General features: G+C 57.7%; 7 protein-coding genes. All 7 read left to right on the forward strand.

What is annotated here, in order from left to right; translation table 11 throughout:
• The first annotated feature begins 66 nt into the window (after positions 1 to 66).
• The 7 genes from KJI95_RS18165 to KJI95_RS18195 all read left to right on the forward strand — a co-directional run bounded on the left by KJI95_RS18165 (position 67) and on the right by KJI95_RS18195 (position 21948).
• Positions 67 to 594, forward strand: coding sequence for a hypothetical protein (locus tag KJI95_RS18165; protein ID WP_214508625.1), 528 nt, complete (start codon positions 67 to 69; stop codon positions 592 to 594).
• An 11-nt stretch (positions 595 to 605) separates the two neighbouring features.
• Positions 606 to 1421: a TatD family hydrolase gene (locus KJI95_RS18170; RefSeq protein ID WP_214508626.1), complete on the forward strand. Its 816-nt coding sequence runs from the start codon at positions 606 to 608 to the stop codon at positions 1419 to 1421.
• On the forward strand, positions 1414 to 3306 hold the full coding sequence (locus tag KJI95_RS18175) for a sensor domain-containing diguanylate cyclase (protein WP_214508627.1): 1893 nt from the start codon (positions 1414 to 1416) through the stop codon (positions 3304 to 3306). Before KJI95_RS18170 ends, KJI95_RS18175 begins: the two co-directional genes overlap by 8 nt.
• Before the next feature lie 14 nt (positions 3307 to 3320).
• Entirely contained in the window at positions 3321 to 4334 is a 1014-nt protein-coding gene (hemB, locus tag KJI95_RS18180) for a porphobilinogen synthase (protein ID WP_214508628.1), read from the forward strand.
• Positions 4335 to 4520: 186 nt separating this feature from the next.
• Complete coding sequence (locus KJI95_RS18185) at positions 4521 to 18563, forward strand: T1SS-143 repeat domain-containing protein (RefSeq protein ID WP_214508629.1); 14043 nt, start codon at positions 4521 to 4523, stop codon at positions 18561 to 18563.
• Positions 18560 to 20662, forward strand: a complete 2103-nt coding sequence (locus KJI95_RS18190; protein WP_214508630.1) for a type I secretion system permease/ATPase — start codon at positions 18560 to 18562, stop codon at positions 20660 to 20662. Before KJI95_RS18185 ends, KJI95_RS18190 begins: the two co-directional genes overlap by 4 nt.
• Positions 20659 to 21948: an HlyD family type I secretion periplasmic adaptor subunit gene (locus KJI95_RS18195; RefSeq protein WP_214508631.1), complete on the forward strand. Its 1290-nt coding sequence runs from the start codon at positions 20659 to 20661 to the stop codon at positions 21946 to 21948. The genes KJI95_RS18190 and KJI95_RS18195 overlap by 4 nt, the downstream gene beginning before the upstream one ends.
• The last annotated feature ends 10 nt before the right edge of the window (positions 21949 to 21958 follow it).

Here is a 21958-nt window from a genome sequence, read left to right on the forward strand (position 1 = left end):
GGCCTGCCCCTCGGGGTCGGGCCGATTTTATATTGATTGCCAAAGTAGAAATACAAGGAACCCCCTATGCGCAGCTTCTGGCTTCTCGCCCTTGGCCTTTCCCTGCCCGCCATGGCATCTGTTGAATCTGAATTGGCACGCTGTGCCACCATCGCCGATAAACTTGACCGGCTGATTTGTTACGACAAACTGGCCGAGCAAAGCGCCGCCGGTATTGCCCCTGCGGCCGCTGTGGCTGTGCCGGTTGCCGCCGCGTCTTCATCTGCAGCGCCCGCTGCCGTAGCGGCGCCAGCAGCCCCGGCTGCACCCGCAGCGCCAACAGCTGCCGTCGCCGTGGATGACAGCTTCGGTAAGGTGAAAAAGGCCGAAGACGAGCCTGACCGTATCGAACTGGAAGTCGCCAAAAGCGAGAAAGATCAGCACGGCAACCTCAAACTGACCTTCACCAACGGCCAGGTGTGGAAACAAACCGAAAGCCGCAACTACAAGGTCGTGGCCGGTGACAAGGTATTTATTGAAAAAGGCGCACTCGGCGCGTTTTACCTTGGCAGCGCCAGCCGCAACTCCACCATCCGGGTTAAACGTCTTAACTAAGCCCACACACCATGAGCCACTATCTGGACATTGCCGTCAACATGATTGGCAGTGCGCTTGAACCAGAGCTCGATAGCGTGATAAGCGGCGCCGAGGCCAAAGGGGTCTCGCCGCTTATCCTCATCGGCAGCGATTTGGACGAAAGCCGCGCCGTGATTGAGCTGTGCCAGCGCTACCCCGGTAAGCTTTACGCCACTGCGGGCGTGCACCCACACCATGCGTCCGGATGGCATACGGGCAGCGAAACGCTGCAAACTGAGCTGTGTCAGTCGCCCTTGGTGGTGGCCGTGGGCGAATGTGGCCTCGATTACAACCGCGACTTTTCGCCGCGCCCGCAGCAGCGCGAAGCCTTTGCCGCCCAGCTCAGTCTCGCCGTCAAACTCGGCAAACCGGTACTGATGCACGAGCGCGACGCCCACGATGACTTTATCGCCATAGTGCGCGAGCACAGGGCTGAACTCAAAGGCGCATTGCTGCACTGCTTTACCGGCAGCCGCGCCCAAATGGAAACCTGTATCGAACTTGGGCTGCACCTTGGCATTACCGGCTGGGTCTGTGATGAGCGCCGCGGCCAGGAGCTTGCCGAGCTCGTCAAACACATTCCCGCCGACCGGCTGCTGATTGAGACCGACAGCCCGTATCTGCTGCCACGCTCGATGCGCCCCAAGCCAAAATCCGGTAAAAATCTGCCCGAATACCTGCCCTATATCGCCGCTGAAATCGCGAGGCTCAGGGGCGAGGATGCAGAGGAATTCAGCCGCCGCACCTACCAAAATAGCCTGCGTTTTTTCAATCTGGATGCCGCAGCCAGGAGCCAGGATGCCTAAGTCGCTGCCCGCCCTGCTCGCACTCCTGCTGACTGTGCTGATGCTAAGCGGCATCTCGGCCGCCCGTGCAGCAGCGCCGCTTATCCTGACCAATACCAGCAGCGATGAACTGGATATCAATCCGTGGGTAAAGCAATTTATCGCTGCCAGCCATCTTGAAGTGCAGGCGCTGCCACGCGCCGATGACCCGCTCTGGCAAGATGCAGGACGTGACAACCGCCCCGGCGTCGGGGTGAAAAACCTCTGGCTTCGGCTGGATATTGAGGTGCGCAGCAACCCACAGGAGCGGATCCTCGCCATCAATAACCCGCTGCTGGATAAGGTGAAACTGTACCATTTTATCAACGGCAACCTGATGACTGAGCTAAGCCTCGGCGACCACCAGCCGTTCGAGCAAAGGCCGCTGCGCTCAACGCAGTTTTTGTATCCGATGCAGCTTAAGCCCTGGCAACATCACAGCATTTTGCTGCACATAGACACCGAAGGCAGTGCCCATGTACCGATGACATTGCTGACACCGGGTCGCCTGAGCCAACTGTCTGAAACCCGAAGCCTTGGCCATGGCCTGCAGCTTGGGATTTTGAGCGCCATTGGCCTCTTCAGCCTGTTTGTGGCGCTTACCACCCGCTCCTACAGCTACCGCTACTACGCAGCCTACGTGCTCAGCATGACCTTGCTGGTCGCGACTATTCAGGGCATCGCCTTTCGCTATCTTTGGCCCAACTGGCCTGCACTGCAAGCCTGGGTTATTCCGTTTTTGTTGCCGCTGGTGATTTGCTTTGCGGTGATGTTTGCCGAAAAAATTCTGCAGCTTAAACATCACAATATCCGCATGCTGCGGATTTGCCGTTTCAGCGCCGCCTTCTGTCTGTTTCTGGCGCTGCTGTCGCCCTTTATCAGCTATACCCTCGCCATCTATTGCAACATGGTGACCCTGCTTGGCGTGTCGCTGGTGCTGCTGGCGTTTTCACTCATACAGGCGTTTCAGGGGCAAAAGCTCGCCAAGCTGTATTTGTTTGGCTGGAGCATGCTGCTTGCCGGCGCCGCCAGCAGCAGTTTGATTTACTTAAGCATTATCAACACCCAACTGGATCCGGTCGCACCGGCCATGCTGGGCGTGACCGTTGAAATTGTATTTATGGCCGCCGTGCTTGCCATTCGCTTCAGCGACGAGCGTAAAGCCAAACTGCGAATACAGCAGGAAGCATTGGAGCAGTCGCAGCGGATCCGTGAAGCCCGGGAAGATGCGCTGAAAATGGAGGCCGACGCCAATGAGCGGCTCGAAGAAATGGTGCAGGAGCGCACACTGGAGCTGGAAATAGCCCTGCGTGAACTCAACGAGGTGAATCAAAAGCTCACCGAGCAAACCACCATCGACAGCCTCACCGGCGTGAAAAACCGCGCCGCCTTCGACAAGCGCCTGCAGGCCGAAGGCCGCATCAGCCGTCGCCAGCAAACCCCGATGGCGCTTCTGATGCTGGATATAGATCATTTCAAACGTATCAATGACAAATATGGCCACCTCGCGGGCGATCAAACCCTGCGCCTGATTGCCGAGCTGATGATGTCCCAGCTCAAGCGACCAACGGATCTCGTATCACGTTTTGGCGGCGAGGAGTTTGCTATCATACTGCCGTCCACCGATGCCGAAGGCGCAGTGGCCGTGGCCGAAAACGTGCGCCAGGCCGTGGCCGCTCTTGCCATCAATTGGGAGAGCCAGAATATTCCGCTGACCGTCAGTATTGGCGTTAGCTGCAGCATTATTGAGAGCGACGATCATCCGCTGCTGTTACTCGAGCAGGCGGATAAGGCGCTGTATCAGGCCAAACACCAGGGCCGCAATCGGGTATGCCTTCATACTGATACCCCCGACACCCATTCCTGACCGAGGAGACGATAGTGAACATTATCACCAGTGCTTTCCCACAACGCAGAATGCGCCGCATGCGCAAACACGAGTTCAGCCGCCGCCTGATGGCCGAAAACAGCCTCACGGTTAACGACCTGATTTACCCAATGTTTGTATTGGAAGGCAACCATCGCACCGAGCAGATTGCCTCCATGCCCGGCATCGAGCGTTACAGCATCGATTTACTGCTTAAAGAAGCCGAAGAACTGGTGAAACTCGGGATCCCGCTCATTGCCCTGTTCCCGGTCACGCCGCTTGAGAAAAAATCCCTGCTGGCGGAAGAGTCTTACAATCCTGATGGTCTGGCGCAGCGCGCCGTACGGGCGCTCAAGAGCGAATTCCCGCAGCTTGGCGTAATGACAGACGTGGCGCTCGACCCCTTCACCACCCACGGTCAGGACGGCATCATCGACGATAGCGGCTACATAGTGAATGACATCACCACCGAGATCCTGGTGAAGCAGGCCCTGTCCCACGCCGAAGCCGGTGCCGACATTGTTGCCCCATCGGACATGATGGATGGCCGCATCGGCGCAATCCGTCAGGCGCTCGAAGCCGCCGGTCACGTTAACACCCAAATCATGGCCTATTCGGCCAAGTACTCGTCCAACTACTATGGTCCATTCCGTGATGCAGTCGGCTCTGCCGGTAACCTCAAGGGCGGCAACAAGCACAGCTACCAGATGGATCCGGCCAACAGCGACGAAGCGCTGCACGAAGTGGCATTGGACATCCAGGAAGGCGCCGACATGGTGATGGTCAAGCCAGGCATGCCGTACCTTGACATAGTGCACAGGGTGAAAACCGAGCTGGCTGTTCCGACTTTTGCCTATCAGGTGAGCGGCGAATACGCCATGCACATGGCCGCTATTCAAAACGGCTGGCTGGCAGAAAAAGCGATTGTGATGGAATCCTTGCTGTGCTTTAAGCGCGCTGGTGCCGATGGCATCCTGACCTACTTTGCCAAGCGTGCAGCCCAGTGGCTGAAAGACGAGCACAAGTAGCAATTGACGATATAATACCAAGGTATTAAATCATCGATAAATAAAGCCACCTCACAGGTGGCTTTATTGTTTTTGAGCACTAAACACAGGAATATGGGCTGTTTGGCCAAGTGATTGCTTTTCAGCGTTATATTCTTTATTTGAGTCACCAGGGCCGTCGATTGTTTATGCAGTAAGGATACAGGCATGACTAAGCTTCCCCACGCGGACATTATTTTCTTTGTTCAGATAGGTTCCTCAGTCTGGGCGGTAACCCGTCAGGGTGAATGGCTGAAGCTCGACAACCCCGAGGCCATCCCGGCCGCAGCGCTCGATGAGCTGGGGTTGGTATACCTGAATGCCGATGCCCTTGAATACAGCATCAACGGTCGACCCTTTGTCACCCTCAACGATACCGCCATGGCGCTGCCGGACGATGCAGTCGCCGCCCTCAAGGCCCTGCCCCCAATGGCGCCAAGCCCCGATGGCAGCGACAACTCACTTGCCGCAGTGCCAGGCCAACCGGCTCAGGATCAGAGTGCTGACCCGGATCAGCAAGGGATCAATTTCGGCTTTAGTCCTTATCGCCAGCAGCACGAGAAAATCGTGCCACGCTCAGGCTTTGATACCGAAGCCGACGCACCAAATGCTGCGACTGCGACGGAGGAGCGCCAAACCGATGCCAATCCGCTGCTGCCGCTGGTACTTGGCATTCAGATTGAAGATGGTGGCGACAACTACCTGAATCAGGCTGAAATTGACACTGTCTCAATCAGCGGCGATGCCACCAATGGCCGCGACGGCGACACCTTGCTGCTGGAAATCATCGACAGCGCCGGTAATCGCTTAACCTTTACTGTCATCATCCTAAACGAGCGCTGGTCCATCGAGGGGCTGGATCTGTCCTCCCTCGCCGAAGGCCCACTGACCGCCACCATCTCGGCCCCCGACTACCCGGGCCAGGTTGAAAATGCCAGCGACGACACCATCAAAGACACCCTCGCCAGCATAGATATCGCCGTCGACAGCCACGGCGATGGGGTGCTGAGTGGCGCCGAAAGCCCGCTGACCGACATCAGCGGTAAAGTCAGTAATGTGCAGAATGGGCAAAAGGTGGTGGTCACCGTCACCGACAGCGCCGGCAACAGCCTGCAGTTTGAAACTGTCGTCAATGGCAACCAGTGGCAAATAAACGATGCCGACCTCTCGAGCCTTGCCGACGGCGAGCTGACCTTCAGCGCCAGCACCACAGATATCGCCGGTAACCCCGCCATCACAGACACAGTCGTCATCAAGGATACCAGCGCCGTCATCACCATCGAGGTGGGCACAGGGAAAGACGACACCCTTAACTGGCTTGAAAGCCACATCACCGACATCTTCGGCACGGTAACTGGTATCGAAGACGGTCAAACCGTCAAGGTGCAAGTCACCGATATCAATGGCAAGGTCATCGAACTTGAGGCGCTGGTGACAGATGGCGTCTGGCGCATCGACAATGCCGATTTAACCGGACTCGCCGATGGGCCGCTGCAGTTCAGCGCCAGCAGCGTGGATCTGGCCGGCAACCCGGCAAACAGCGCAGCAGTGGTGCAAAAAGATACCTTTGCCAAGCTCAGCATCGATGTGGCCGCCGGCGCCGATGACGTATTGAGCGGCGCCGAAAGTGCCGCCACCCGCCTGTTTGGCAGCGCGCAGGGCATTGAAGATGGCAGCCTCATCCGGGTTACCGTTATCAATGCCAAAGGCGAAGTACTGAGCTTTACCACAGTGCTCATCAATGGCGCCTGGTCAATCGATAACGCCGACTTATCCAGCATCAACGATGGTCATCTGCTTTTTATCGCCACCGCCCTGGATGAAGCCGGTAACCCGGCGCTTGGTTACACAGTCAACCAGAAAGACAGCACGGCGCAGATTACCGTAGTGGTCGATGGCGGTGACGATGGCGTAATTAACGACGCTGAAAGCCACGGCACAGATATTTCCGGTACAGTGAGCGGCGTCGAAGACGGCCAGACAGTCACAGTCACTGTTACCGACAAAAACGGCAATCAGCTGACATTTACCGCCGTAGTAAGCGGCGGCGAATACCTGATTAATGATGCCGACCTCTCCTCCCTCGCCGATGGTGAGCTGGTGTTCAGCGCTGGCGTCAGCGATGTCGCCGGTAACTCGGCCATCGCTGTTACCACCAGCCCGAAAGACACCACAGCCCTGCTAGCAATAGATGTCGCAGCCGGAGCCGACGAGGTGATTAATGGTGAAGAAAGCAAGCTCACCGATATTTTCGGCAAGGTCACCGGTGTGGAAGATGGCCAGACAGTCACTGTCACAGTGACCGACAAAGACGGCAAGCAGCTCACCTTTACCGCCATCGTCAGCGGCGGTGAGTATCTGGTCGATAACGCCGACCTCTCATCTCTGGCAGATGGCGAGCTTAAGTTCGATGCCACTGTGACCGATGTGGCCGGTAACACGGCGAGCGCCAGCACGGAGAACCTTAAAGACACCCTAGCCAGCATCAGCATCGATGTGCTCACCGGCGAGGATGAATACATAGACCGCGCCGAACAAACCGCCGTCGATATCACAGGCACAGTGAGCAATATCGAAGATGGTCAAACGGTTACCGTTACCATTACCGATAAACTCGGCAACAGCTTAACTTTCACCACCACTGTGGTGGGCGGTGAATGGCAGCTTGATGATGTGGATCTCTCATCCCTTGCCAACGGTGAACTCACTTTTGATGCCAGCGCCCAGGACCTTGCCGGTAACCCGGCCGACGCCAGCGCAGTGCATGAAAAAGACACCAGCGCGCGGATTTTTGTCTGGATCGCCGACAATGATCATGTGATCAACGCCGCCGAGCAAACGAATGTCACGGTGCGCGGCGTGGTACTCAACGTTGAAAACGGCCAAACCATCACAGTGACCTTAAGCGATGGCATGGGTAAAACCCTCACCCTGACAACCGTGGTGAATGGCAACCTGTGGGCCATTCCCAACCTGGATTTAACCGGCTTTGCCGATGGCATGCTCTATGTCACCGCCGATGTGAGTGACGTCTCCGGTAACCCAGCCCACGCCGAAAACAGCATTCCGGTGGACCTCTATGCCACCATCACCATAGACGTTGCCGCAGGCGAAGACGATGTTATCAACGGCGACGAGAGTAAGGTCACCGACATTTTTGGCACTGTTACCGACATCGAAGATGGTCAAACAGTTACCGTTACCGTGACCGACAAAGACGGTAAGCAGCTCACCTTTACCGCCATCGTCAGCGGCGGTGAGTATCTGGTTGATAACGCCGACCTCTCATCTCTCGCAGATGGCGAGCTTAAGTTCGATGCTGCCGTCACAGATGTCGCCGGTAACACGGCGAGCGCCAGCACGGAGAACCTTAAAGACACCCTCGCCAGCATCACCATCGATGTGCTCACCGGCGAGGATGAGTATATAGACCGCGCCGAACAAACCGCAGTCGATATCACAGGCACGGTGAGCAATATCGAGGATGGTCAAACGGTTACCGTTACCATTACCGATAAACTCGGAAAAAGCTTAACTTTCACCACCACAGTGGTGGGCGGTGAATGGCAGCTTGATGATGTAGATCTCTCATCCCTTGCTAACGGTGACCTCACTTTTGATGCCAGCGCCCAGGACCTCGCGGGCAACCCGGCCGACGCCAGCACAGTGCATGAAAAAGACACCAGCGCGCGGATTTTTGTCTGGGTCGCCGACAATGACCATGTCATCAATGCCGCCGAGCAAACGAATGTCACGGTGCGCGGCGTGGTACTCAACGTCGAAAACGGCCAGACCATCACGGTCACCTTAAGCGATGGCATGGGTAAAACCCTGACCCTGACCACAGTGGTGAGCGGAAACCTGTGGAGTATTCCCAACCTCGATTTAACCGGCTTTGCCGATGGCATGCTCTATGTCACCGCCGATGTCAGTGACGTATCCGGTAACCCCGCCCACGCCGAAAACAGCATTCCGGTGGACCTCTATGCCACCATCACCATAGATGTTGCCGCAGGCAGCGACGATGTTATCAACGGCGACGAGAGTAAAGTTACCGACATATTCGGCACAGTCACCGACATCGAAGATGGCCAGACAGTTACCATTACCGTCACCGATAAAGACGGTAAGCAGCTCACCTTTACCGCCATCGTGAGCGGCGGCCAGTATCTGGTTGATAACGCCGACCTCTCCTCTCTGGCCGATGGCGAGCTTAAGTTTGACGCCGCCGTCACTGACGTCGCTGCCAACACGGCCAGCGCCAGTACAGAGAACCTTAAAGACACAGGCGCCGCCATCACCATAGACGTTGCCGCGGGCGCGGATGATGTTATCAACGCCGAAGAGAGCAAGCTCACTGACATTTTCGGCACAGTTGCCGGCGTGGAAGATGGCCAGACAGTTACCGTCACCGTCACCGACAAAGACGGCAAGCAGCTCACCTTTACCGCCATCGTCAGCGGCGGTGAGTATCTGGTTGATAACGCCGATCTCTCCTCGTTAGCCGACGGCGAGCTTAAGTTCGATGCCACTGTGACCGATGTGGCCGGTAACACGGCGAGCGCCAGCACGGAGAACCTCAAAGACACCCTCGCCAGTATCAGCATCGATGTGCTCACTGGTGATGATGAATACATAGACCGGGCCGAGCAAACGGCAGTCGATATCACAGGCACAGTGAGCAATATCGAAGATGGTCAAACGGTTACCGTCACCATTACCGATAAGCTCGGCAAAAGCTTAACTTTCACCACCACAGTGGTGGGCGGAGAGTGGCAGCTTGATGATGTAGATTTGTCTTCCCTTGCCAATGGCGAGCTCAGCTTTGATGCAAGCGCCGAAGACCTTGCCGGTAACCCGGCCGATGCCAGCGCGGTGCATGAAAAAGACACCAGCGCGCGGATTTTTGTCTGGGTCGCCGACAATAACCATGTGATCAATGCCGCCGAGCAAAGCTCAGTTACAGTGCGCGGCGTGGTGCTTAACGTCGAAAACGGCCAAACCATCACGGTGACCTTAAGCGATGGCATGGGTAAAACCCTGACCCTCACCACAGTGGTGAATGGCAACCTGTGGGCCATTCCCAACCTGGATTTAACCGGCTTTGCTGATGGCATGCTTTACGTTACTGCCGATGTCAGTGACGTGGCGGGTAACCCCGCCCACTCCGAAAACAGCATTCCGGTGGACCTCTATGCCACCATCACCATAGACGTTGCCGCAGGCGAAGACGATGTTATCAACGGCGAAGAGAGTAAGATCACTGATATTTTCGGCACAGTCACCGACATCGAAGATGGTCAAACAGTTACCGTTACCGTGACCGACAAAGACGGTAAGCAGCTTTCCTTTACCGCAGTGGTGAGTGGTGGCCAGTATCTGGTCGATAACGCCGACTTATCTTCTTTGGCGGATGGCGAGCTTAAGTTCGATGCAACCGCCAGCGATATCGCCGGTAACAGCGCCAGCGCCGCCACCAGCAACCAAAAAGATACAGGCGCCGCCATTACCATCGACGTCATTGCAGGCGCGGATGATGTTATCAACGCCGAAGAGAGCAAAGTCACCGACATTTTCGGTACCACCGCCGGAGTGGAAGACGGCCAAACCGTCACAGTCACAGTCACCGACAAAGACGGCAAGCAGCTCACCTTTACCACCACAGCCACAGGCAACGCCTGGTTTATCGATAACGCCGACCTCTCATCCCTCGCCGATGGCGAGCTTAAGTTCGATGCCACAGTCACAGATATCTCAGGCAACACCGCAAACGCCAGCACCAGCAATCTCAAGGACTCGCTGGCCTCCATCACAGTGGTGATTGTCGATGGCGGCGATGAACTGATTGGCAGCAGCGAAGCTGGCAGCATTAGCCTCTCCGGCACCACCAGCAATATCGAGCCAGGTAGAACAGTGACTCTGGTGCTCACCGATTCGGCCGGTCACAGCTTTACCACCACAGCCACAGTGAGCGCCGACGGCAGCTACAGCGTCAGCGGCATCGATTTAGTGGCGCTCGGCTTTGTTGATGGCCAGGTGAAAGTGGATGCGACGGTCAGCGACGCTGCCGGCAACAATGCCAGCGCCAGCGACACCAGCGTGCTCGACACCCAAATCAGTATCGATATCGACACCGGTGACGGCTACGGCGGCTCGCAATTGATTTTCGGTATGGAAGATTCGCTCAAGGGCACCACCACTGGGGTGGAAGCCGGACAAACCGTTACACTCAGCATCAGCGATGGCAAGGAAACCCGCACCTTTACCACGCTGATTCAGGCCGATGGCAGCTGGCAGTTTGACGGACTGGATGTAGCCGGTATGGACAAACGGGCTGCCTGGATGGTGGATGTCACTGTATCCGATAAATCCGGCAACAGCGCCAGCGACGCCCTGCCGACCCTGTACCAGCCCGCTGACATTACAGTGTATGAAGCGGGCCTGATTCTGAATGACAGCATCAGCTCCGACGTCACTTTCTCGATTCCGGACGCGACGCTCAGCATCAGCGCCGCCCAGCCATTGCTAAGTAGCATCACCTCCATGGGGCAGACTCTGGTGCTCAGTGTCGCCAGTGATGGCATGAGCCTCACGGCGAGCCGAAGCGGCGATGGCGCAGCTGTATTCACAGCCAGCCTCAGCGGTAATGTCCTGACAGTCACCCTGCTGCAGCCACTCGATCAAATCAGCCGCGCTGCGACCTTGTTCATTCAGCTCGAGGCACTGCAAAACGATGCCGACGGCACCTCAGAAACTGTATTCACCTATGCGATGCTCAACGTCGTTGACGCGCCCGAATTGACTCTGCCTGACGTCTACGAAACCGAAGAACTTGTGGATGTCAGCGGCTCGGTATTTGCCAATGATTTCAGTCTCGAAGGCCTGACCCTGATAGCCATTGAGGTCGAAGGCACCCGCTACAATGTGCAGCCCGGCACACCTTTGGTGGTGAGTACCAGTTACGGCGAGCTGACCATCGACAGCAAAGGCGTGTGGCACCTGAAAACGGCCGGAGATTTGGACAATCGAGTCGACCAACTGCTCGATTTCCGCTATTACGCCGTCGATGCCGATGGCTCCAAATCGAGCTCCTCGGCCTATATCCGCATCAACGACGGCAACAATGCCGTGATAGGTGAGTATCGCGACACCTTAGTCGAGCCCAAAGCCGACAGCAACCTGCTGGAAAGTCGCGACTTTATTATTGTGGCGGGGTCAGATGCATTGGTCGCCGATTCTATGGTGTTCAATGCCCAAACGCCGTTTGAACTCAACGCCCTTGGCATTACCAGTAACGGTAACGCCCTCAGTTACAGCCTGTCGGCCGATGGCAAACAGATCACCGCCAGCGCCGGTGGTGAAGTGGTGTTTGTACTCACGCTTGCTGCCACATCGGCAGGACGGGATCTGAGCGCCAAGGTCACACTCGACCTGCGCTCACCTCTGGATCATCTGACAAGTGAGCTGATAAGCCTCAAGCTTAAGGTCAACGCCACCGACAGCGACGGCACCGCCGCCACCCAGGGCAAAATCATTATCGATATTCAGGATGGCAATAATCCGGCCATCAGCAATATCAGCCGCTTAAGTTTTGATGAAAATAACCTGCTCGGCAGTCCGATTGTCAAGCAAGGCACCATGGACATCACGGTCGGCAGTGATGAACTTTCAAGCCTTACCTTTGGCGACCTGCGCGCCATGCCGGTGCTGACAGCAGGGCTTGAGCCCATCGTTTACCAGTTATCTGCCGACGGCACAGTGCTGACCGCACACACAGGCGACCCGGCCAATCCGGTGTTTGTAGTGCAACTTAACAGCAGCTTTAACACCGCGGCCGACACCACGGGCCATCCATATCAAATTACCCTGCTGCGCGCCTTTGACCAGCCGGGCGGGCTGCTGTCCATCCCCATCAATCTGACCGATAAAGACGGCGACACCACCAAGGCGCAAATTAACTTCTCGGTTGCCGACGGCGCCCCCGCCGTCGCGGCCAATATTGCGCTTGAGGTATCGGAGCTGCCCTCAGATTCAGGCTTTAACCGCGACTCCGGCAGCATCGACATTACCGCCACCCGCGACCCTGTGGTGGATGTAAGCTTTGCCGTCAGCGCAGGCGCTGCCACCGACAAAGACGGCAATCCTTTGACCCAAAACGGTCAGGCCATCAACTGGGTGCTCAAAGATGGCGGCGCCGTGCTTGAAGGGCGCACCAGCAGCGGCGCACTGGTATTAACCGTGAGCCTGCCCAAAGATATCAATATCAGCGCAGGCGAAAATGCCCGGGTCAATGTGGATGTGAAACTGCTTGGCCCAATCGATCAGCTCAGCGGCGATGGCAGCACTAACCAACTGCAACTGCCCATCCGCTTTGTCGACTCTGACGGCAGCGAGGCCCTAAGCCAAATCAGCCTCGCCATTCACGATGGCTTGGCGCCCAGCATAGACACACCAATGGTGATGGACTTAAACGAGCAGGACATCCCCAAAGACGCGCCAATCACCATCACGGGCAACATTGAAATCAGCCAGGGCAGTGACAGCATCACAGCGCTGCAGCTTGCTGAGGGATTCAGTTTCGATGGCTACAGCAGCGGCGGGCTTGCCATCAGCTTAAGTACCAGTGCCGATGCCGATGGCTGGTACATTGCCACCCGCAGCGATGGTGACGAGGTGTTCCGCCTTAAGCTCGATGCAAGCGGCGCAGTGACCTTCCAGCAAACCCTGCCGATGGATCACCCCATTGCCGGCAGCGCCGATGTAATGAACCTGAATTTCCAGGTGCAAGCGGTCGATGCCGACAACGACCGCTCAGCCGCCCAGACCATTACCGTCGCGTTGACCGATGCCATTCCACTCCCCAAAGACAAGGTGTGGAACTTCTTTGAAACCGATGATTCATCGCAGCTTAGGCTTTTCAACATCAATCAGACCGGCCGCGACACAGGCACGCTGCAAAAAATCATCTACAAGGGCGTGGAATACCACGCCGGCGACACCATTGAACTCTTTACCGACACAGGCGAGCGCTACGGCACCCTTACAGTCAACAAGACTGGCCTGGCGACCCTGGTCCCAGAGCTCTTTACCTACGCCAGCGTCCTGTATACCGAAGATCTGGTGTTCACCATCGAAGATAAGGACGGCGATACCGACACCGCTGTGCTGACCCTCAATGCCAAGGACTCAGATGGCAAGGTGGTGATACTCGACCCGGTATTTCATGAAGACACTGAAGGCCGGCTCGACATCTTCGCCTACCCCGGCGACAAGGACGAAAACGAGACCATTTCAGCGATTAAGATTGATGCGGCATCACTCGCCGGCGGCAGTTTGTTTATTGATGGCATTCAGATTTTCCCAACTGGAGGCACTTATTTGTTTGCCGGCGGCGCTTTGTTGGTTGACCCGCTCACAGGCACGGCCAACATTCGCGGCAACCTGACCTATCTGCCCGCAGACGACTTATCTGATGCCACCGACAGCATCAACATCAAGATTACTGTCACCATCGACCGCAACGGCTCCTTGTCGGACACTGTCACTGAAGTGCCCATCAGCGTGGTATCGGTTGCCGATGCGCCTGAGTGGGACAGCAGCGCCGAGTTCAGCTACTCGGTGCTTGAAGATGCCGCGCCCATCAGCCTGAATTTGAGCGCCAGCTCCAAAGATGAAAACGGCGCCGACGCCCAGGGCTCGGAAACGGTAACCTTCCGCATCAGTAACATCAGCGACGGCCTGACCCTCACCACAGGCAGCAAAACCGTTACCGAAGGCATGCTGCTGACGCCCGCCGAACTTGCGGCCCTTAAAGCTACTATTGGCAAGGACATGGCAGGGGTACTGACCTTTGATGTGACCCCCATCAGCACCGAGGATGACAACGGCGATGTGGCCACAGGTGTGGTCAAAACCGTTGAAATTGATATCAAACCTGTTGCAGATAAACCGAGCATTGAAGCGCGTGATATCAGCAGCGACGAAGACAAGCCAATCGATGCGCGGGATATAGTGGGTGGCAGCCTGTCGGACAGCTCCGAAACCCTTGGGTTTGAATTTACCCTGCCCGATGGCTGGATTATCGATGCGCCCTCAGCGGTACAGGTCAGCCCCGGCATTTGGACCGTCAGCGGCGATGACGTCAACAGTGGTAATGCCTTTGTGGTCCCCAAAGCCGACGTCAGCTCAGCCACCTTTGGCAACTTTGAGCTCAGCGTGCGCAGTTTCTCCAGCGAAGAGACCCAGGACGGCATTCCACCGGCCGACGGCATTATTCACCCCAACCCCAATTACAGCGAGTCGCAAAGCATCACCATCAAGCTTCGCGGCGTAGCCAACGATGCGCCCACCATAGACGCAGACCCGGCGCGCTGGGTAATGGATGATGCCAGCGCCACCATCAGCAATCAGGCGACTCTGGCAGAAGACACGCCGATTAAGCTCGACTTCTTGCTCAAAACCTCAGATGACGATGGCTCCGAAACCCTCGACCTGACTCTGACCGGCATTCCTGAGGGCGCAAAGCTCATCGATGCCGCCGGCAACCCGGTCAACCTGCCGGTGGTAGGCTTTAATGGTTCGGCACCTGTTTACAGCGTGTCGGCCGCCGAGCTTGCCAGCTTAAGTCTGGTGCCGCCACGGGATTTCAGCGGTGACATAAACCTTACCCTCAACGTGCAAAGCACTGAAAAAGACGGCGACAGCACCAAATACAGCCTGACGGTGGCACTGAAAGTGTCGCCGGTTGTGGATGAAACCGGCGAAAGCCTTATCACCCCCAACGAAGGGCTCGAAAACCGGCCGGCAGTGATTGACCTCGCGCCGTTTCTTGGCGCCGACATCGATGCCAGCGAAAGCATCACGGGCCTGATACTCTTGCCCGCCGACAATGGCCTGACGCTGCTTATCGATGGCCGCCCCATCAGCATTCCCGCTGGCGGGCTCGATTTATCGACCCTGACCGATGCCTCCAGCCCTACCCTGGATGCGCTGATCCATTCTGGCCGTCTGGCATTGTTGCCGCCCCAGGATGCCGATGGCGAGTTTGATCTTGCCGTGCGCTATCAGATAACCGACACCTCAAACAACGGTGAAACCGTCAGCAGCTGGATAGACAGCCGCGTTCACCTGCTGGTTGATGCCCAGGTGAATATCACCACCGAAATCAAGGCCACCGAGCCAAGCCTTGTCAGCAGCGATGGCAGCCCCATCGACATCACAGGCCAGGTGAAGTTTTTCGAGGCCGATATCGATGGCTCTGAGCGGCTCGATTACGTCGAAATCGTCCTGCCAAGCGGCACTGGCTGGTATGTGGAGCATCCCCTTGGCGCCATTCACGATGGCAATGGCCGCTGGCTTATCAAGGTGCCGGGCGTCACCACAGACACAGTGCGCGAGTGGGGGCTGGATATTCTCAAAGATGTGAAAATCATCAGCGATGAGCCGGTAACCGATGCCAAAGTGACCATCAACGCGCGGGTGCTCGACCGCGACGACGGTGAAATCATCTCCACCGACTTTACCGTGACCTTCCTGCAGGGCGCGGGCAACAGCCTGGCGACCGAAGTGGATGACCTGCAGCTCACAGTGGCGGACGCCGTTGAAGATGAAGGCATCAGCTTTGCCGGCCATCTCAACAGCCTCATCACCACAGATACCAACGACGTGGTGAGCTTCCGCGTGCTGGCAAGTGATTTGCCACAGGGCGGCTATTTTACCGGCGCCGATGTGGAAGCCGTATACAACGCCAGCGGCAAGGCCGTGATTGAATGGGTGTTTACCACCGCATCCCTTGGCAATCTGGCGCTGCACGGTATCAGCGAGCACTATGCCGGCGATTTATCTATTCCAATCCGCATCATAGCCACCGACTCACTGAGCGGTGATACCAAGCTTGATGAAACCCAAACCCTGGAAGCGCAAATAGCCCCCAAGGCCGATGGCGCGATACTGAATATCGGCAATGGCGCAATGGACGAAGACACCCCTGTGCCGCTTGGAATAAAAATCAGCTTTGTCGACCCCCATGGTAGCCCAACGACCGGCGGTAATGAGAGCTTTGTGTTTGGCGATGCCACCAAACCGATAGAGCTTAAGCTGCTCGACGGTGGCAGCCTGCAGGACGACAGCGGCCTGTTCCAGCTTAAGGCTGGCACCACAGATACCTGGGTGTTTACCGGCACAAGTCTTACTGAACTTGGCAGCGCCTTGAATAATCTGCGTTTTGTGCCGCCACTGCACCTTGCCGGTGAGTTTGGCATCGCCTTCAGTGCTACCGCCATTGATACCGCCATGGTCGGCGGCGCCCTGATGACCGACACCCGGCTGGTGTTAAGCACGTTCAACATCATAGTCAACCCTGTCACCGACGCCTCCGAGCTACCGGGCACCACGGTCGAAATCCTTGGCGATGAAGACAGCCTGATTAGCCTTGCGGGTCTGGATAGCAGCGGCGTTGGCCTGATTGACCAGGACGGCTCCGAGGTCATTTACCTCACCGTCAGCGGCGTACCGGCAGGCTCAGTGCTCTACTATCAGGACGCCGGCGGCAACCTGATTCAGCTGCCCAACACAGGCCCGGACGGCGGCAGCTTTAACGGCAAACCCACCTTCGCCTGGTCAGTGGAGCCCGAGCAGCTCAGCGGCCTGGTACTGTTGCCGCCGGAAAACTTCAGCGGCGATATCAAGCTCAATGTCGGCACTGTCACCTGGGAGCAAGGCACCAACGATTACGTTAACAACGGCACCACGGTTATCGTCGGGGTGCGCCCCATCGCCGACGGGCTGCAGCTCATCCAGCCGCCGCAAAAACAGTACGCGGCCGAAGAAGACGAAGTAATAGACGTGAAATTCAAGGCCGAAACCCTGGATGTGACCGGGCAGGAGCAGGTGCGGGTCACGGTTATCATCACCTCTGCCGACTCACTCGAAGGCCTTGAAGGGGTCACTATCGGCGGCAGCTTTGTGTCATTCACTGAGTCCGGCGGCGTTTACACCGCCACGGTGGAAGTGGCCGCCACCTCGGTTAATGGCCTGCAAATCCACCCGGGACCACTGGCCTTTGGCACCCTGAAAACAGAAGTCCGCCTGGAGAGCATCGACAGCAACACGGTACTGGGCACGCCCATGACCGACGTCAGCAGCGCCGAAGTACTCAATTTCGACATAGTGCTCACTCCCGAGGTCGACCCACCGGTGTGGACGGCTGTGAATGATGTGGTGGCAAACGATCCCAACAACCTGCTGCTCGGCCTTGGCCTTGCGCTGCAAAACCCGGCGCCGGGCGAAACCGGCAAACTGGAAATCACCGGCCTGCCTGCGGGCATGACACTGGAAGGCGCAACCCAATCCGGCAGCAAGTGGGTTGTCGACATAGCCAACGTCGGCAACCTTAAAGTGCTGGGTGCCAGCGACGGCGACAGCTTTGTGCTGACCTTAAAACCAAGCGCCACCCTGAGCGGTGAAACCGTTGCCGGCACCACAGAGAGCATCAGCGTGACTGTGGATGTCAGTGCACCGGCGCTGGCCGCCCCCTGGAGCGGCAGCAATAGCATCTCTGTGCAGATGGATGATGGCTTCTACTGGGGTGGCGATGCCGAGCTGCCCCGTTTCGTCCCCGGGCTATGGGACGCGCCTATCCTGCCGTCTGCCCCAACGCCTCAGTTGAACGACGCTTCCTATGGCAGCATCAAGGAGGCACAGCCAACCTTGTACCGCTATCAGGGACCGCAGTTGACCGGGGACGTGCAACAGGGCGATGCACCGAATACGCAGTCCCCAGCCGATGTGGATCGCATGCCACAGATAGACGAGCCGGGCGATGCCAAAACCGGCATAGATCTGGATTTAGGCAGCTTTGGCAGCACGAATGCGACGGACTCACTCTCGTCATCCGAACAGGGCGCACCGCAGTTCTCCTCGGGCACTATGGCCGAACTTTGGACGTCGCTCAGTGGATTCAGCCCGCTGAAAACCGGCGCAGATGATCCACACACAGAGCCACTGCCGGAGCCAATGCCCATGCCTGAGCCCGAGTATCTGGCCACACTGTCGGAGCTTATCGGACAGAGCATCGAGAGCAGTCAAACCAGCGACAGCGGCTTTTTCAGCGGGATAGACACAGGCAACGATGTCATCATTGAGAGCTTCGATGGCACCGAGCAACTTAACCGGCTGATGGAGCAGCAGCAACTTGCAGGACAACAGTCATGAGTGCTGACTTTCATCAAAGCCGCGCCCTTATCAGCCAGTGCTGCGCAGCCCTCGGGCTCACGCCGCCACTGGCGGAGCTGTCGCAGCTGGCACTGGCGGTAACACCGGAAAACCTCGCCGAGGTTATGAGCCGGTTTCAGCTTGCGGCGTCGCTGCAAAAGTTGCCGCCTGCCGACATGGCGGTGCCCGCGCTGGTGTTTATTGAAGACGAGCCCTGGCTTGTTAGGCGCAGGGCCGAAGACGGCCTGGCGCTGGAGTCGGCAAACGGCGAAAGTCGCAGCTTAAGTCACGGCGAATGGCAGACCCTTTGCCTTGGCCGCAGCTGGTATATACAAGCAAAGGAGCTTACCGATCTTCGCGCCACCGAGCATCAAAAGAGTAGCCCGCGCCACTATCTGGCTGAGGCCTTCGATGAGATGCGCCCCTTCCTGAAGAGCTTTTTACTGGCCTCCTTTGCCGCCAACCTGCTGGCGCTGGTCACGCCGCTCTTTACCATGAATGTGTACGACCGGGTGGTACCCAATCAGGCCACAGACACCCTGTGGGTGCTGGCAAGTGGCGTGTGCGTGGCCATGTTGTTCGATTACCTGCTGCGTCAGTCCCGCGCACGGCTTGCCGATGTGGCAGGCAAACATGTGGATCAGCAGGTGTCAGGTAAGCTCTTTGGCAAGCTGCTGGGCATGAAGCTGGAAAACCGTCCAGCCTCGGCGGGCGCCTTTGCAAAACAGCTGCAGGAATTTGATTCGATTCGGGATTTTATTACCAGTGCGACACTTGTAGCCCTGGTGGATCTGCCCTTTACCCTGCTGTTTTTGGCGTTGATGGCCTGGCTTGGCGGCTGGATGGTGATGGTGCCTGTGTTTGCCATGGCGTTTTTGATTGGCATGAGCCTTATCCTTGAGCGGCGCATCGCCGCGGCGGTGGAAAAGTCCGGTCAGCTCTCAACCCAAAAACAGGCGCACCTTATTGAGACGCTGAACCTGTTGCCCGAACTCAAGCAGGCAGGCGCCCTTGGCAAGGCGCAGCGGCTGTGGGACAACAGCATCCGCGAGCTTGCCGACTGGCAGAATGAATCCCGTATCGCCTCCAACACCTTAAGCCATCTGGTGGCCGCCAGTCAGCAGCTGGTCACGGTTGGCCTGGTGGTCGCCGGGGTATACCAGATTTACGAAGGCAACCTCAGCATGGGCGCCCTGATTGCGCTGGTGATGCTGAGCGGCCGCGCCGCCTCGGCCATCAATCAAATCGCCATCTTGCTGCTCAAATACCGCCAGACCCGCAGTGCCATGACCGCCATCGACTCGATTATGGCGCTGCCGCAGGAAACCGACGTGCAAAGCCTCAACGCCACCAAGCTCGGCTTCGACGGCTCGGTTATGCTACGAAACGCCTGCTTTAGTTATCCGGAGCAGCCCATGCCGGCCTTCAGCGATATCAACATCGACATCAAGCCCGGTGAGCGGATTGGACTTTTCGGCGCATCCGGTGCCGGTAAATCCAGCCTGCTGGCGGTGCTTGCCGCCCAATATCGCCCCTCTTCCGGACAGGTGTTTTACCACGGGCTTGAAGCATCCCAATGGTCGCAGCCTTACTTGCGCCGCCATATCGGCATGGTGTCGCAGCAGCCGCTGCTGAGTTTCGGCACCGTGCTCGATAACCTGCTGCTGGGGCTCGATGAAGTGGACGAGCAAAAGCTTGCCCGGGTGCTGGTCAGCAGTGGTATAGACAAGCTGCTCGACAGGATGGGCGCTGGACTGTCAACTCAGGTCGGCGAGTTTGGCCGCCAGCTTTCGGGCGGCCAGCGTCAGGCGATTTTGCTTGGGCGGGCGCTGCTGCGTGAGCCCAAGTTGCTGCTGCTCGATGAGCCCACCAGCGCTCTGGACGAGCGCGCCGAAAACCAGATTATCGCCAGCCTCAAGGCGCTGGAGCGGGACGTAACCCTGGTGATTGCCTCTCACCAGCCAAGGGTGCTCGCCATGTGTGACCGGGTGTTTATTCTCGATAAGGGCCGGATCGTGGCCGAGCAGCGCCCCTCTGAGCTTGGTAGCGGCAAGCGGCTCAAATCGGTGAGCATCAGCCGCCGGGAGGTGAGCGAATGAGCCTGCATGTACGCCACCTCGAAGCGGCGCGGCGCGCCAATCACATCATTTATCTGGTGGTCGGCCTGATAGCGGCCACCCTTGTCTGGGCCAATTTCGCCACCCTCGAAGAAGTGGTCGTGGGTCAGGGGCAAGTGGTGCCCTCCCTCAAGGTGCACCGCATTCAAAGCCTTGATGGCGGCCTGCTCAAAACCATGCACGTCACCGACGGCCAGAAGGTAAAGGCCGGTGAGCCGCTGCTGGAGCTCGACAGCCTGCGGTTTGCCTCGGCGGTGGATGAGGCGCGGGTCTCGAGCGTGGCGCTCGATGTGCTGGTGCGCCGCCTCGACGCCGAGATAGCCTCAGTCAAGCTTAACGACAGCCTCGACTGGCAACATCGCATCAGCCTTGAGCCTGCCCGTGCGGCGCTGGATGAGCGTAGCCTGACCATCTTCAATGCCAGGCTGTCGCAGCTGGCAAACCAGCTTGAACAGGGCGCCGAAGCGGTGCACCAGAAACGGCAGGCCCGCGAAGAAGCCGGTATCCGTGAAAGCGCCGCCCGTCGCAGCCTTAAGCTTGCCGAGCAGGAGCTGGAAATGACCCGCGATGCGGTGCGTGAGGGCGCTGTCGCCGAGCTTGAGCTGATTAAGCTTGAGCGCGACGCCATAAACCTTCGCGGTGAGCTGTCGGCCACCCAGGCAAGCCTGGTGCAGCTCGATGCCGCCGTGAATGAAGCCATAGCGCAGCGCCGCACCCTGGCGCTTGAGTTTATCAACCGCGCCGAAGCCGAGCGCCACGAGGCGCAGAACAAACTCGATGGTCTTAACGAAAACATCAAGGCACTGGCCGACCGGCTGGAGCGCACCCGCATTGAGGCGCCGATTGACGGCAGCATCAACAATATCGCCATCCGCACCCCCGGCAGCGTGATTGAACCGGGGCAAACCATCATGGAGCTGGTGCCGAGCGACGGGGCGCTGATTGTCGAGAGTCGGGTCGACCCCAAGGATATCGCTTTTGTGCATCAAGGGCTTGGCGCCACGGTTAAGTTCAGCGCCTACGACTTTGTGATTTACGGTGGCCTCAAGGGCGAGGTGGTGTACGTCAGCCCCGACGCCCATCACCTCGAAGATGGCACCACCTATTTTGAAGTGCACATCCGCACCCACAGCAGCGATCTGGGCGGCCGTCCCATTATCCCCGGCATGCAAACCACCACAGATATTCAAACAGGCAGCAAAACCGTTTTGGAGTATTGGCTTAAACCGCTGCTGCGGGCCAAAGCCAATGCCCTGCGTGAACCATAAGGTAAGGACA

The organism is Shewanella jiangmenensis (genome assembly GCF_018596335.1).
In the GTDB taxonomy this organism is placed as follows: Bacteria; Pseudomonadota; Gammaproteobacteria; order Enterobacterales; family Shewanellaceae; genus Shewanella; species Shewanella jiangmenensis.